Annotated in this window: 13 protein-coding genes and 1 pseudogene; 8 read left to right on the top strand and 6 right to left on the bottom strand. The window is 71.9% G+C overall.

The annotated features are described in order from the left end of the window. The first annotated feature begins 1 nt into the window (after position 1). From F0U47_RS03570 to F0U47_RS03560, 3 genes are all read left to right on the top strand, one after another. The gene (locus F0U47_RS03570) at positions 2-1,090 is read left to right on the top strand and encodes an S-adenosylmethionine:tRNA ribosyltransferase-isomerase (RefSeq protein WP_149748901.1); all 1,089 of its coding nucleotides are present in this window, start codon (positions 2-4) and stop codon (positions 1,088-1,090) included. A gap of 65 nt (positions 1,091-1,155) precedes the next feature. Beyond that, positions 1,156-1,929 (top strand): ABC transporter ATP-binding protein, encoded by a 774-nt coding sequence (locus F0U47_RS03565; protein WP_149748900.1) that lies wholly within the window; start codon positions 1,156-1,158, stop codon positions 1,927-1,929. Positions 1,930-1,931: 2 nt separating this feature from the next. Next, positions 1,932-4,475: an ABC transporter permease gene (locus tag F0U47_RS03560; RefSeq protein WP_149748899.1), complete on the top strand. Its 2,544-nt coding sequence runs from the start codon at positions 1,932-1,934 to the stop codon at positions 4,473-4,475. On the opposite strand, the gene F0U47_RS03555 is transcribed toward F0U47_RS03560, so the two are convergent. Beyond that, the gene (locus F0U47_RS03555) at positions 4,476-6,074 is read right to left on the bottom strand and encodes an ABC-F family ATP-binding cassette domain-containing protein (RefSeq protein WP_149748898.1); all 1,599 of its coding nucleotides are present in this window, start codon (positions 6,072-6,074) and stop codon (positions 4,476-4,478) included. A 67-nt stretch (positions 6,075-6,141) separates the two neighbouring features. On the opposite strand from F0U47_RS03555, the gene ypfJ reads away from it, so the two are divergent. Continuing rightward, positions 6,142-7,104: a KPN_02809 family neutral zinc metallopeptidase gene (ypfJ, locus tag F0U47_RS03550; protein WP_149748897.1), complete on the top strand. Its 963-nt coding sequence runs from the start codon at positions 6,142-6,144 to the stop codon at positions 7,102-7,104. Positions 7,105-7,114: 10 nt separating this feature from the next. Here ypfJ and F0U47_RS03545 read toward each other — a convergent pair whose 3' ends face one another. After that, positions 7,115-8,053 (bottom strand): exonuclease/endonuclease/phosphatase family protein, encoded by a 939-nt coding sequence (locus F0U47_RS03545; protein ID WP_149748896.1) that lies wholly within the window; start codon positions 8,051-8,053, stop codon positions 7,115-7,117. Then, the gene (locus F0U47_RS03540) at positions 8,050-8,949 is read right to left on the bottom strand and encodes a phosphotransferase (protein ID WP_149748895.1); all 900 of its coding nucleotides are present in this window, start codon (positions 8,947-8,949) and stop codon (positions 8,050-8,052) included. The genes F0U47_RS03545 and F0U47_RS03540 overlap by 4 nt, the downstream gene beginning before the upstream one ends. Before the next feature lie 138 nt (positions 8,950-9,087). Between F0U47_RS03540 and F0U47_RS03535 the strand changes: the two are divergent. Further along, positions 9,088-9,360 (top strand): annotated as a pseudogene (locus F0U47_RS03535) (GNAT family N-acetyltransferase); the annotation flags it as partial. Between the two features lie 115 nt (positions 9,361-9,475). On the opposite strand, the gene F0U47_RS03530 reads toward F0U47_RS03535, so the two are convergent. Beyond that, a complete protein-coding gene (locus F0U47_RS03530; protein WP_149748894.1) occupies positions 9,476-10,084 on the bottom strand; it encodes an acVLRF1 family peptidyl-tRNA hydrolase in 609 nt (202 codons plus the stop codon). Between the two features lie 43 nt (positions 10,085-10,127). On the opposite strand from F0U47_RS03530, the gene F0U47_RS03525 reads away from it, so the two are divergent. The 3 genes from F0U47_RS03525 to F0U47_RS03515 all read left to right on the top strand — a co-directional run bounded on the left by F0U47_RS03525 (position 10,128) and on the right by F0U47_RS03515 (position 12,213). Next, complete coding sequence (locus F0U47_RS03525; RefSeq protein WP_223162627.1) at positions 10,128-10,559, top strand: SRPBCC family protein; 432 nt, start codon at positions 10,128-10,130, stop codon at positions 10,557-10,559. A 116-nt stretch (positions 10,560-10,675) separates the two neighbouring features. After that, positions 10,676-11,188, top strand: a complete 513-nt coding sequence (locus tag F0U47_RS03520) for a sigma-70 family RNA polymerase sigma factor (protein ID WP_188111144.1) — start codon at positions 10,676-10,678, stop codon at positions 11,186-11,188. Further along, complete coding sequence (locus F0U47_RS03515; protein WP_149748892.1) at positions 11,185-12,213, top strand: hypothetical protein; 1,029 nt, start codon at positions 11,185-11,187, stop codon at positions 12,211-12,213. Before F0U47_RS03520 ends, F0U47_RS03515 begins: the two co-directional genes overlap by 4 nt. Before the next feature lie 108 nt (positions 12,214-12,321). Here the strand turns inward: F0U47_RS03515 and F0U47_RS03510 are convergent, their stop codons facing one another. Together F0U47_RS03510 and sufU are read right to left on the bottom strand one after the other, a co-directional pair. Continuing rightward, entirely contained in the window at positions 12,322-12,738 is a 417-nt protein-coding gene (locus F0U47_RS03510; RefSeq protein ID WP_149748891.1) for a metal-sulfur cluster assembly factor, read from the bottom strand. Next, positions 12,735-13,196: a Fe-S cluster assembly sulfur transfer protein SufU gene (gene sufU, locus F0U47_RS03505; protein ID WP_149748890.1), complete on the bottom strand. Its 462-nt coding sequence runs from the start codon at positions 13,194-13,196 to the stop codon at positions 12,735-12,737. Before sufU ends, F0U47_RS03510 begins: the two co-directional genes overlap by 4 nt. Positions 13,197-13,198: the final 2 nt, after the last annotated feature.

Below are 13,198 nucleotides of genomic sequence, written 5' to 3'. Positions count from 1 at the left end.
GATGCCCCTTCTCGACGAGCGTCCCGCCACCAGCTTCGCTGCTCCCCGCTCGGTCTTCGCGCCTGCTCCGGCGGAGCGACGCGGCGTCGCCCGGGACCGGGTCAGGCTGCTGGTCTCCGACGGGGAGCGCGGGCTCAACCACACCCGGTTCACCCACCTCCCCGAGCACCTCCACCCCGGCGATGTCGTCGTCGTGAACGACTCCGCGACCGTCGCGGCACAGCTCGACGCGCTCTCGGACCGCCACGGCCCGGTGGTCGTCCACCTCGCCACGCCCCTGCCCGAGGGCACCTGGGTGGTGGAGGTACGACGCGCGCCCGATGCCGATCGCGCCGTGCTCGACGCGGAGCCCGGCGACGTGCTGGAGATCGCTGCGGGTGCCGCCCGGTTGCGCCTGCTGGCGCCGTACCCCGAGCCGCACTCCTCGCCCACCGGGACCGGGAACAGGCTCTGGCAGGCGGAGGTCGTCCACGGAGACCTCCCCGGCGTCGCGCGCCGCTACGGCCGGCCGATCTCCTACGGCTACCTGGCCGACCGCTACCCGCTGGCCGACTACCAGACCGTCTTCGGCCATCGGCCCGGCAGCGCGGAGATGCCGTCGGCGGGCCGTCCGTTCACCGCGGACCTGGTGACGCGTCTCGTCGCCCGCGGCGTGGTCGTCGCCCCCGTCACGCTGCACACCGGCGTCTCCTCGCAGGAGGCCGGCGAGGCTCCGCAGCCGGAGCGGTTCGAGGTGACTGCGACGACCGCCGCGGTCGTCAACGCCGCCCGCGCCGGCGGCGGCCGGGTGGTCGCGGTCGGCACGACCGTCACCCGCGCCCTGGAGTCGGCAGTGCACAGCACCGGGGACGGCGCCACTGTGGTTGCAGCCCGCGGCTGGACGTCGCGTGTCGTGACCCCCGCCGACCCGCCCCGGATCGTGGACGGTCTGATCACCGGGTGGCACGACCCGGAGGCCTCGCACCTGCTCCTCGTCGAGGCCGTCGCCGGGCGCGAGCTCACCCAGCGGGCCTATGCCGCCGCCGTCGAGGCGCGCTACCTGTGGCACGAGTTCGGGGACTCGGCGCTGCTGCTCCCGGCCCGCGGCTGAACCCCGGGGTCGCCTCAGGGGATATCCCGATGCGCCACCACCGGCGATCGGGCAAGGTGAACCTCATGACGAGCGCCCCCCATCGCCCGCCTGTAGCCGCACGTGCCGTCGACCTGCGCAAGGTGTACGGCTCCGGCCAGTCGGAAGTCCACGCCCTCGCCGGCGTCACCGTCGACCTCGAGGCCGGCAAGTTCACCGCCATCATGGGCCCCTCGGGCTCGGGCAAGTCGACCCTGATGCACTGCCTGGCCGCCCTCGACACCCCGACCTCCGGCACCGTCGAGGTCGACGGCACCTCCCTGTCCGGCCTCAGCGACAAGGCGCTCACGGCCCTGCGCCGGGACCGGGTCGGGTTCGTCTTCCAGGCCTTCAACCTGATCCCCACGCTGACCGCGAAGGAGAACATCCTCCTCCCCCTCGACCTGGCCGGCACCAAGCCCGACCAGGCCTGGTTCGACATGGTGGTCGACGCGGTGGGCCTGCGCGACCGGCTCGGGCACCGGCCGAGCGAGATGTCGGGCGGCCAGCAGCAGCGCGTCGCGTGCGCCCGGGCGCTCGCGAGCAAGCCGTCGATCGTCTTCGCGGACGAGCCGACCGGCAACCTCGACAGCACGTCGGGCGCCGAGGTGCTGTCGTTCCTGAGGCGCAGCGTCGACGAGTTCGGCCAGACGGTCGTCATGGTGACCCACGACGCGGTGGCGGCGTCGTACTGCGACCGGGTGATCTTCCTCGCCGACGGCCAGGTCGTCGACGCGATCGACAACCCCGACCGCGAGCAGATCCTCGAGCACATGACCGCGCTCCAGACGCTCGTCGCGGCGGCAGCCGGGACACCCTGACGATGTTCAAGCTCACCCTGCGCAACCTGCTCGCGCGCAAGGTCCGCCTCGTCATGAGCGGCCTGTCGATCGTGCTCGGCGTCGCGTTCCTCTCCGGCGTGCTCGTCTTCAGCAACGGCCTGTCGACCACGTTCGACGGCATCATCTACGGCTCGACGCCCGACGGTGTCGTCCGCGCGAAGGACTTCGCCGAGTTCGATGCCGGCTACTCCGGCACACCGAAGAACGTGGTGACCCCGGAGGCGATCGCCGACCTCGAGGCGCTGCCCGAGGTCGAGCGGGCCGACGGCGACATCGCCGGGTTCGGGATGAGCCTGCTCGCCTCCGACGGCACCCTCGTCGGTGGCACCGGCGCGCCCACGCTGGCGTTCAACTACCACGACGGCCCCAACATGGACGGCGGCTCGATCCTCGAGCTCGACAGCGGTCACTGGCCGGAGGGCACCGACGAGATCGTGCTCGACACCGGCGCGGCCGAGAACGGCGACTACGAGCTCGGCGACGAGGTTCAGCTGCTGGCGCCGTACGGCGAGATCGAGCAGACCGCCACCCTCGTCGGCACCGCTGAGTTCAACGGCGGTGGCACCGCAGGGGCGACGCTGCTCATCTTCTCCACCGAGGGTGCGCAGGAGCTGTTCCTCAACGGTCACGACGTCTACAACCGGGTAAGCCTCACCGCGGCGGACGGGGTGTCGCAGGAGGAGCTCGCCGCCGCGGCCGAGAAGGTCGCGCCGGACGGCTTCGAGGCGGTCACCGGCGACAAGGTCGCCGACGAGTCGCAGGCGGCCATCGGCGAGTTCCTCGGCATCGTCAAGATCTTCCTGCTGATCTTCGCGGGCATCGCGGTGCTCGTCGGCGGGTTCATCATCCTCAACACCTTCTCGATCCTGGTCGCCCAGCGGTCGCGCGAGCTGGCGCTGATGCGCGCCCTCGGCGCCGCCCGCGAGCAGGTGACCCGGTCCGTCCTCCTCGAGGCCCTGGTTCTGTCCTTCGTCGCGTCGACGATCGGCATCGGGCTGGGCTGGCTGCTCTCGCGAGGTCTTGCTGCTCTGTTCCGGGCGATCGGGCTCGACATCGCCGGCAACGCGCTCGACCTGACTGCGAGCGCGGTCATCGTCAGCTACGTCGTCGGTGTCGTCGTCACGATGGTGGCGGCCTACGTCCCCTCGCGGCGCGCCGGGCGGGTCGCCCCGGTCGCGGCGATGCGCGCCGAGTCGCCGCACGCCCCCGCCCCGCTCGGGCGCCGTGCGACCGTCGGCGGTGCGCTCCTTGTCGTGGGCGCCGCGCTCGCAGCCTGGGGGGTGGTGGGTGCACCAGGACCCGACGCGCTCTGGGTCGGCATCGGAGCGGTGATCTGGATCCTCACCGTCGCGGTGATCAGCCCCATCCTCGGGAGGCCCGTCCTCGTCGGGTGCCGCGCCGTGTTCGGGCGCCTGTTCGGTGCGCCGGGGCGGCTCGCGGGCGAGAACGCCCTGCGCGACCCGCGGCGCACCGGCGCGACCGCGTCGGCGCTGATGATCGGGCTCGCTCTCGTGTCGACCATCGGCGTGCTGGCCGCGTCGATGAACGAGTCGATCGACGACCTGGTCGACGAGGAGTTCACCGCCGACTACCTCGTGCAGAGCGTGAACTTCATGCCGTTCTCGACAACGGTCGGCGACGCGCTCGAGGACGTCGACGGGGTCTCGGTCGTCAGCCGGCAGCAGTGGGTCGGCGCGAGGTACGCCGGCGACACCGAGTCGGTCGCCGGCAACGACGCCGCGTTCACCGACGTCTACGACCTCGAGGTGGAGGAGGGCCGGATCGACCTGCAAGGTCCGGAGGCCTTCGTCTACGACGACTTCGCCGAGGAGCACGACCTCGCGCTGGGCGATCCCCTCGACCTGACCTTCCCGGGTGGCTCGAAGCTCCAGCTGGAGGTCGTCGGGATCGTCAAGTCGTCCGAGGTCACCGCGCCGATCAACGTCCCGCTGGAGCAGATCGAGAACGCGGGGCTGACCCGCCAGGACACCTCGATCAGCATCCTGATGGAGGACGGCGCCGACCCGGAGACCGTCAAGAACGACCTCGACGACGCCGCGTCCGACGTCCCGATCGTCGCGGTCTACGACAAGGAGGGCTTCAGCGACTCGATCCGCGACCAGGTCAACCAGCTGCTCTACATCATCTACGGCCTGCTCGCGCTGGCGATCGTCATCGCGGTCTTCGGCATCGTCAACACCCTCGGTCTCAGCGTCATCGAACGCACCCGCGAGGTCGGGCTCCTCCGCGCGATCGGCATGAGCCGGCGCCGGCTGCGGCGGATGATCACCCTGGAGTCCGTGGCGATCGCCGTGCTCGGCGCGGTGCTCGGCCTCGGTCTGGGCCTCGTCATCGGGGTGACCCTGCGCGAGACGCTCAAGGACGACCTGACCAGCCTCGCCCTGCCGCTCTCGCAGCTCGTTGTCTTCCTGGTGATCGCCGTCGTGGTCGGCGTGCTCGCCGCGGTGGTCCCTTCGATCCGGGCCTCCCGGATGAACGTGCTCGAGGCGATCGCCGAGGAGTAGTCAGGCCAGCGCGACGAGGTCGGCGTAGTCCGCGTTCCAGAGGTCCTCGACCCCGTCGGGGAGGATGAGGACGCGGTCCGGCTCGAGAGCGTGGACGGCGCCCTCGTCGTGGGTGACCAGCACGATCGCGCCCTCGTAGGAGCGGATCGCGGCCAGCACCTCCTCGCGGGACGCCGGGTCGAGGTTGTTGGTCGGCTCGTCGAGCAGCAGCACATTGGCGGCGGACACGACCAGGCTCGCCAGCGCCAGCCGGGTCTTCTCCCCGCCGGAGAGCACGCCTGCGGGCTTGTGGGCGTCCTCGCCGGAGAACAGGAACGACCCGAGCACGGAGCGGGCCTCGGTGTCGGTCAGCTGTGGTGCCGCTGACTGCATGTTCTCCAGCACGGTGCGGTTGACGTCGAGCGTCTCGTGCTCCTGGGCGTAGTAGCCGAGCTTGAGGCCGTGGCCCGGGACGACCTTGCCGGTGTCGGGCTGGTCGAGACCGGCGAGGATCCGCAGCAGCGTGGTCTTGCCGGCTCCGTTGAGGCCGAGGATGACGACCCGCGACCCCTTGTCGATCGCGAGGTCGACGTCGGTGAACACCTCGAGCGAGCCGTAGGACTTCGAGAGCTCGGCAGCCGTCAGCGGGGTCTTGCCGCACGGCGCGGGCTTCGGGAACGCGATCCGCGCCACCCGGTCCGACTGCCGCTCGGCCTCGACGCCGGCCAGCATCCGCTCGGCCCGCTTCAGCATCGACTGCGCCGCCTGCGCCTTGGTGGCCTTGGCGCGCATCTTGTTGGCCTGGTCGGTGAGCGTCTTCGCCTTCGCCTCGGCGTTGGTGCGCTCGCGCTTGCGCCGCTTCTCGTCGGTCTCGCGCTGCTGGAGGTAGGCCTTCCAGCCCATGTTGTAGGTGTCGATGACCGCCCGGTTGGCGTCGAGGTGGAGCACGCGGTTGACCGTCGCCTCGAGGAGGTCGGTGTCGTGGCTGATGACGACCAGGCCGCCGGTGAACGCCTTGAGGAAGTCGCGGAGCCACACGATCGAGTCCGCGTCGAGGTGGTTGGTCGGCTCGTCGAGGAGGAGCGTCCCGGCGTCGGAGAAGAGGATCCGCGCGAGCTCGACCCGGCGCCGCTGGCCACCGGAGAGCGTCTTCAACGGCTGGCCGAGGAGCCGGTCGGTGATGCCGAGGCTGTGCGCGATCGACGCCGCCTCCGACTCGGCCGCGTAGCCGCCACCGGCGTGCAGCTCGGCGTCGGCCCGCTCGTAGCGCCGCATCGCGCGCTCCCGGGTCGTCGGGTCGTCGCTGCCCATCTCGACCTCGGACGCCCGGAGGCGTCGTACGACGTCGTCGAGGCCGCGTGCGGACAGGATCCGCTCGCGGGCGAGCTGGTCGGGGTCACCGGTGCGGGGGTCCTGCGGCAGGTAGCCGACCTCGCCGTTCGCGGAGACCGACCCGCTGGCGGGCAGTGCCTCACCGGCGAGGATCTTGGTGAGCGTCGTCTTGCCGGCGCCGTTGCGGCCGACCAGGCCGACCTTGTCGCCCGCGGCGACCCGGAAGGTGACGTCCTCCATCAGGAGCCGGGCACCGGCTCTGACCTCGAGCTGGTGAACCGTGATCATGACGTGGCTCAGTCTCCCACGGAGCGGACACCCCGGCCCAAACGGGAGCATCCCCTAGGGTGCAGAGGTGGTCAGGTTCAATCCGAAGGCTCGGCTCGACAGGTCCCGCGTGCGGGACACCCGATCTGGCGGTGGGGGATTTCCCGGCGGGGGTGGCGGCATGCGCCTGCCCATCCCCGGAGGCCTCGGCGCCCGCGGTGGCATCGGCGGCGTCATCTTGCTGATAGCGCTCTTCGTCCTCTCGCAGTGCCTCAACCTCGACCTGCTCGGCGGCGGCTCCCCCTACTCCGCAAGCCGCCTCAGCGACGCCGAGGACAGCGGTCGCTACGACCACTGCGAGACCGGTGAGGACGCCAACGAGGACCACGACTGCGCCCGGGTCGCGGTCGAGAACTCGCTGACCGACTACTGGGAGTCCGAGCTCGGCGGGAAGTTCCGCCCGATCGAGACCCTGACGACGTTCTCCGGCCAGGTGAGCACCGCCTGCGGCAACGCGGACTCCTCGGTCGGCCCGTTCTACTGCCCGGGCGACGACTCGATCTACCTCGACACCACGTTCTTCGACCAGGTCCTCGAGGACGAGCTGGGCGGCCCGGACGGCGGCTTCGTCGAGTTCTACGTCCTCGCCCACGAGTACGGCCACCACATCTCGAACCTGCTCGGGTTCATGACCGAGGCGAGCCGGAGTCGCGACACCGGGCCGACCTCGCTCGGCGTGCGGCTGGAGCTCCAGGCCGACTGCTACGCCGGCATGTGGGCGCACCACGCGACCTCCACCGAGGACGAGTCGGGCGAGGTGCTCATCGAGGACCTCTCCGACGAGGACATCGACCTGGCGATCGAGGGGGCGGAGGCGGTCGGCGACGACCGGATCCAGCGCAAGACCCAGGGCCAGGTCAACCCGGAGACCTGGACCCACGGCTCCTCCGGACAGCGCAAGCACTGGTTCCTGGTCGGCTACGAGTCGGGCGACCTCGGCGCCTGCGACACCTTCGACGCCTCGGAGGACGAGGTCCTCACCGAGGAGTGACCGAGCCGGCTCAGCGGTCGTACCAGCGGATCTGCACGACCAGCGGCCGGTGGTCGGACGCGAAGCCGCCCAGCGACTCGTGCCGGACGAACTGGCCGGTCCCCCGGTCCTGCGCCTCCACCCGGAGGGTGCGGTCGGCGATCCAGACGTAGTCGATCCAGCGTGACCCACGGGTCGGCGCGACGCCGTCGAGCCCCAGCACCTCGTACGACGGCGTCGCGTGGCTGTGCTGCGTGTCCCAGACACCGCCCTCCGGGCGGGCGCGGAAGTCGTCGGCGAAGTCGAAGTTGTAGTCGCCGGTGCCGCTCACGAGGTCCCCCGGGACCCGGTCCCAGACCTGCGCCAGGAGCTTCAGGTGCTCCTTGGCGTAGTCCGCGTTGAGCGTGTCCTGGAGCTGGTCACCCGTCTCGATCCCCTGGTTGAGGTGGGTGTCGACGACCGTGAGCAGCTTCCCGCTCTCCCGGTGCCGCAGGGTCACGACGATGTAGCCGCGCGGGGGGAACGGCAGGTCGGTGCGCTGCGGCCCCGCCCCGCCGTGCGCCTCGGTCCACGAGCCCTCCACCAGCGAGAACCGGTCACGCCGCCAGGAGACGGCCAGCCAGAACGGGCCGGCCGGCTCCCAGAGCTGCCAGGTGTCCCAGCCACGCCCGGCCAGCCGGCGGCGTACGTCGGGGAAGTAGTCCGCCCTGGTCTCCTGCCAGCCGATGACGTCGACCTGTTCGTCACGGGTCAGTCTGACTGCGTCCGCCATCGCGTCTCGGCGCGGCAGGTGGCGGTAGACGTTGAACGAGGCGACGCCGACGGTGTCGACGACCCGCCCTGGCAGCTGTTCGACCGGCGCAGGCCGCGGCAGCCCCGGCGCGGGATCATCCGGCTCGCTCGAGCTGTCGGTGCAGCCGAGGAGCAGGGTCCCGCACACGGCCACGGCGACCCAGCGCCGGACCCTCACAGCTGGAGCAACGCTTCCATGTGGGGGAACTGGCGCTGCAGCGTGCGCAGGTGCGGCGCCACGGAGGGATGCCGGTACTTCGAGGCGAGTGCGCCCTCCCCCGCCGCCGCGCGGGCCAGGGCCCACTCCGCGCGGGTGAGCGCCGTGTAGACCGCGACGACCTGCGCGCCGAGGACCACCTGGTCGCGGTCGGCGTCCGGGAGTCCCAGCAGGTAGGCGTCGAGCAGCGGCTCGAACCCCTCCCGCGACGAGAGGGACAGGTAGCCGAGGTCGCCACCGACGGGACCCGTGCCGAGCGTTCCCCAGTCGATCGCGATCGCCTCGTCCCCGCTGCGGCCCGGCAGGTTGGCGCCGGTCGGGTCGCCGTGCTGCGGCACCTGCGGCAGGCCGTCGAGCAGGTCGAGCATCGCACCACGGCGCCGCCACAGGTGGTCCGCCACGTCGGCGACCGTCGTCCGGTCGAGGGTCGGCCAGCCGCCGTTCCGCGCCACCCGGTCCACCCGGTCGCGCATCAGGGTGCGGGCCAGGAACCGCGGGCGCGGCAGGTCGGCACCCGCGAACCGGCCGAGGCAGAGCGCGAGGAAGAGCCCGCTGGACGCGGCGTCCTCGACCCAGTCGCGGATGATGGTCACGCCTTCGGGATCCTCCTCGACCGACGCCGGCGCGCCGCGCAGCCCGGGGGTCGCGTCGATGAGCCCGGTGACCACCACGTCGGCCTCGCGGCGCCAGTAGGCGATGTGGGACGGGTCGCTCAACGAGGCAGGATCGCCCGGTTGCGGCGCGGCGAGCCGCTTCACCACCACCGGCCGGCCCCCGAGCGCCGTACGCCACACGCCGACGGTGGAGGTCCCGGTCCCACCCGGGAGCGCCACCCAGTCGGGCTCGGGCTGCCACATGCCACGGACGCTAGCCGATCACGGGCGCCCCGACGCGAGCACGCGACCGCGATCCGCGAGAATGATCCGGTGCGCATCGCCGTCGACGACCCGACCCGACCCGCGGTCCTGGCGCTGCTCGAAGAGCACCTCGCCGACATGTTCGCGACGTCCCCGGCGGAGAGCGTCCACGCCCTCGACGCCGCGGCGCTCGCCGGTCCGGGCATGACGTTCTGGACCCTCTCCGAGGGCGACCAGGTCCTCGGCACGGCGGCGCTCAAGGAGCTGGACCCGACGCACGGTGAGATCAAGTCGATGCGCACCGCCGCAGCGGCGCGGCGGCGCGGGGTCGCCGGCCGGCTGCTCGACCACGTCCTCGCCACGGCGACCGAGCGCGGCTACACCCGGCTGAGCCTGGAGACCGGCAGCCAGGACTACTTCGCGCCTGCGCGCCGGCTCTACCGGTCACGCGGGTTCGTGGAGTGCGGCCCCTTCGCGTCGTACGTCCTCGATCCGCACAGCCGGTTCCTCACCAAGGCCCTCACCGCTAGGCGTTCTCGACGTCGACCTGCACCGCCCGGGCGGCGGCGATCGCCGCGTCGAGGACCGCTCTCCGCGGATCGGGTACGGCGAGCCAGGGTCCGGCGACGGGAAGCCCCGCGAGGCGCGGGTCGGCCAGCACCGCGTCGACGGCCGCCCGGTCGCCGCCGGCGACCAGGGGGCCGCGCAGGCCGTCCAGGACCCGCGCGGCGTGGTCGGCGGCGGCGGCGTACGCCTCGCGGGCCTGGTTGTCCCGCCGGCGCGCGAACCGCTGCTGCGACTGGCCGCCCGCCTTGGTGCGCCCCTGGACGTGGCGCTGGCCGACCTTCGACCCCACCAGCCGCTCCCCCGCCAGCCGGGCCACGGCGAAGCCGCCCTTCCGCACGAGCAGCACTCCCCAGTCCCCCGCCGGCTCCGCGGCGGCGACGAAGGCACCGACGTCGGCCGCGCCGTCGTACGCCCGCTCGAGCGGCAGCCGGGCCGCGAACCAGGACCCGTCCTCGGCGTCCCCGCGGAGCGCGCCGTCGACGACGGTCAGCCAGGTCGGGCCGTGGCGCTCGCCGAAGTTCTCCACCCACCGCGGGACGCGCGCGGGAGGGACGAGGATCCGGGTCACGAGACCCGACGGTATCGACGAGAACGTGTTCTAGTCTCGTCGCATGCCCGACATGCATCCGTGCCAGCTCGTCGACGCCGGCTTCGTCGACGCCGCGCGCCACCGCTACTCCAACAGCGTGGATCTCGCGATCACCCCGGAACAGCTCTTCGAGGTGCTCGAGGACGCCGATGCCTGGCCGCGCTGGGCGAAGGTGATCACGAAGGTGACCTGGACCAGCCCGCCTCCCCGCGGGGTCGGCACCACCCGGGTGGTCGACATGCGAGGCGGCCTGGTCGGCGACGAGGAGTTCCTCCTGTGGGAGCCGCCCACCCGGATGGCCTTCCGGTTCAACGCGTCCTCGGAGAAGACCGTGCAGGCGTTCGCCGAGAGTACGACGTCGAGCGGACCACCGAGGGCTGCCGGCTCACCTGGACCCTCGCGCTCGACGTCGCAGGGCCGTCGCGACGGCTGGTGCCGCTGGGGAAGCCGGTGATGAACCTGACGTTCCGCTGGTTCCTGAGGAAGCTGCGCCGCTACACCGACGAGCGGTACGCCACGTCGATCGAGAAATCCCGGTCGTAGAGGGAACCGGACGCGACCGTGGCGCGTGTGAGAGGTGTGCACGCGGACGCCAGTGACGAGGTAGCCCAGCTCTACGCGGCCGCCTGCCCGCGACTGATCGGCCTCCTGACCGTCGTCGGGGGCAGCCGCGCAGACGCCGAGGAGGTCGCCCAGGAGGCGTTCGTCAAGCTGCTGCAGCGCTGGTCGACCGTGCGCGAGTACGACGACCCGGAGATGTGGCTGCGCACGGTCGCCGTGCGCATGCTCGTCTCCCGCCACCGGAGGCACCGCGTCGCCCGGCTCGCCCTTCCCCGCCTGGCCGGCCCGGACCTCGAGCACGCCGACCCGGGCGGGACCGACGACCTGATCGACCTCGCGTCAGCGATCGCCCGGCTGCCGATCGACCAGCGCGCGGTCCTCGTGCTCCACCACCTCGTCGACCGTCCGGTCGACGAGGTCGCCCGGGTGCTGAAGGTGCCGGTCGGCACCGTCAAGTCGCGCCTGGCCCGCGCTCGCGCGGCGCTCGCCCCTCACCTCGTCGACTCGGAGCAGCTGTCATGACCGATCACCTCCGCCACGCACTCGCCGACGCCGTCGCGGCCGAGACCCCGGACACGGCGCCGCCGTTCGCGCTCGTGCTGGACCGGCACGGCCGGCGGCAGCGCCGGACCCGTGGCCTCGTCGCCGTCGGCACCGTGGCGGCGGCGGCCGCAGTCATCGCCGTCGTCGCGACCCGGGGCGGCCCCGGCGAAGACCGGACCGCACCCCCCGTCGCGACGGACGCGACGGTCAACCCGAGCGGGACGGCTCTCACGCCGCACCCGGCCACCGGGGACATTCCGCCGGTGCTGGTCCTCGGCGGCGCCGAGGGACCCGTCGACGCTCAGCAGGGATCGTTCTGCTGGGGCAATGGGTGCGGCGACCACGCGATCCCGTCCCCTGCGGCCCTCCCGGACGTCGGCTTCCCCTCCCCCCTGCCGGCCGCCTTCCCCCTGCCGGGGCAGTGGTCGATCACCTTGAGCGAGGCTCCCGACGGGACCCGGTGCGCCAGCTATCCGGTGCTCGTGGAGCCTGACAGCGAGACCCACCTGCAGCTCACCCCGAGCGGCCCGGCCGTGGATCGCTTCGCCGGCTACTTCGTCTACGCCGGCAGTGGCGACACGTCGGGCTATTGGCGGTGGACGGTCACCCGCGACGGCGTCCCCCTGTCGTGGATGACGATCACCCAGAACACCCCGAGCTCGGGGGGCATGGCAGACCTCGAGCTGGTCCTCGACGACGCGGCAGTGGACGGCGCCGTCAGCGCCGGCGTCACGGTGAAGTCCGCGAACGGGGCGGTCGAGACCTTCGCTCTGTCCGAGGTCGACCAGCACTGTGCCGACGACGGGTTCGTCGAGCTCGCGGTCCCGTCGGACACCCCGGAACGGCGGATCGACGGGCTCGGCCCGGCGCCGTACGCCTACACCGTCGACCTGACGATCGACGGCGAGACCTACACCGGCACCGGCACCTGGTCGGGCGAGGGCACGCAGCACGGAGGCGACGCCCGGCTCACCTTCGAGCCGGCGCTGCCGACCCTGGAGTGATCAGCAGGTTTCGACACGGCGGTCGTCGCCGCTCGTTCGTCGCGGCAACGCGCCCGCTCAACCTCTTCGGCCGACGCGGCCACCGCGCACGCTCGGTGCCTGCTGACCTCAGACGTTGAAGCCGAGGGCCCGGAGCTGCTCGCGGCCGTCGGGGGTGATCTTGTCGGGGCCCCACGGGGGCATCCAGACCCAGTTGATGGCGACGTCGTTGACGAGGCCCTCGAGCGCGGACTCGGTCTGGTCGGTGATCACGTCGGTCAGCGGACAGGCCGCCGAGGTGAGCGTCATGTCCAGGACGACGTTGGTGTCGTCGTCGAGGTGGACGCCGTAGACGAGGCCGAGGTCGACGACGTTGATCCCCAGCTCGGGGTCGACGACGTCCTTCATCGCCTCGGTGACATCCTCGATCGTGGTCGTCGAGGAGCCGGCAGCGCCGCCCGATCCAGCAGCCTCGGGGACCTCCGGCAGGTCGTCGCCGTGGCGTTGTCCTGAGCCTGTCGAAGGGTCGATCTGGCTCTCAGTCATCGGTCTCCTCCAGCTTGGGCGGTGGCGTCTTTCCAAGCCATCCACGACAGCAGCGCGCACTTCACGCGCGCCGGGAACTTCGCGACACCGGCGAAGGCGATGCCGTCCTCGAGGACGTCCTCGTCGGGCTCGACCGAGCCCTTGCCCTGCATCAGGGTGAGGAACTCCTCGTGGATCGCCAGCGCCTCGTCGACGGACTTGCCGACCACCAGGTCGTAGAGCACGGAGGCCGACGCCTGGGAGATCGAGCAACCGAGGGCGTCGTACGACACGTCGGCAACAACAGGGACGACCCCGGCAGCGTCCAGATGGACCCGCAGGGTCACCTCGTCGCCGCAGGTCGGGTTGACGTGGTGGACCTCAGCCTCGAAGTCCTCACGCAGGCCCTTGCCGTGGGGGTTCTTGTAGTGGTCGAGGATGATCTCCTGGTAGAGAGCATCCAGATCCTGTGCGGTCATCG

The sequence above is a fragment of the Nocardioides antri genome (assembly GCF_008373765.1).
Classification (GTDB): Bacteria; Actinomycetota; Actinomycetes; order Propionibacteriales; family Nocardioidaceae; genus Nocardioides; species Nocardioides antri.
This window is presented reverse-complemented; position numbering and strand designations above follow the sequence as displayed.

Coding starts and splice junctions, on each gene's coding strand:
- F0U47_RS03540 (WP_149748895.1), bottom strand. CDS start 8,949: ATGTGGCAGCCCGAGCCCGACTGGGTGGCGCTCCCGGGTGGGACCGGG.
- F0U47_RS03565 (WP_149748900.1), top strand. CDS start 1,156: ATGACGAGCGCCCCCCATCGCCCGCCTGTAGCCGCACGTGCCGTCGAC.
- F0U47_RS03560 (WP_149748899.1), top strand. CDS start 1,932: ATGTTCAAGCTCACCCTGCGCAACCTGCTCGCGCGCAAGGTCCGCCTC.
- F0U47_RS03525 (WP_223162627.1), top strand. CDS start 10,128: ATGCCCGACATGCATCCGTGCCAGCTCGTCGACGCCGGCTTCGTCGAC.
- F0U47_RS03510 (WP_149748891.1), bottom strand. CDS start 12,738: ATGACTGAGAGCCAGATCGACCCTTCGACAGGCTCAGGACAACGCCAC.
- F0U47_RS03515 (WP_149748892.1), top strand. CDS start 11,185: ATGACCGATCACCTCCGCCACGCACTCGCCGACGCCGTCGCGGCCGAG.
- F0U47_RS03570 (WP_149748901.1), top strand. CDS start 2: ATGCCCCTTCTCGACGAGCGTCCCGCCACCAGCTTCGCTGCTCCCCGC.
- F0U47_RS03555 (WP_149748898.1), bottom strand. CDS start 6,074: ATGATCACGGTTCACCAGCTCGAGGTCAGAGCCGGTGCCCGGCTCCTG.
- sufU (WP_149748890.1), bottom strand. CDS start 13,196: ATGACCGCACAGGATCTGGATGCTCTCTACCAGGAGATCATCCTCGAC.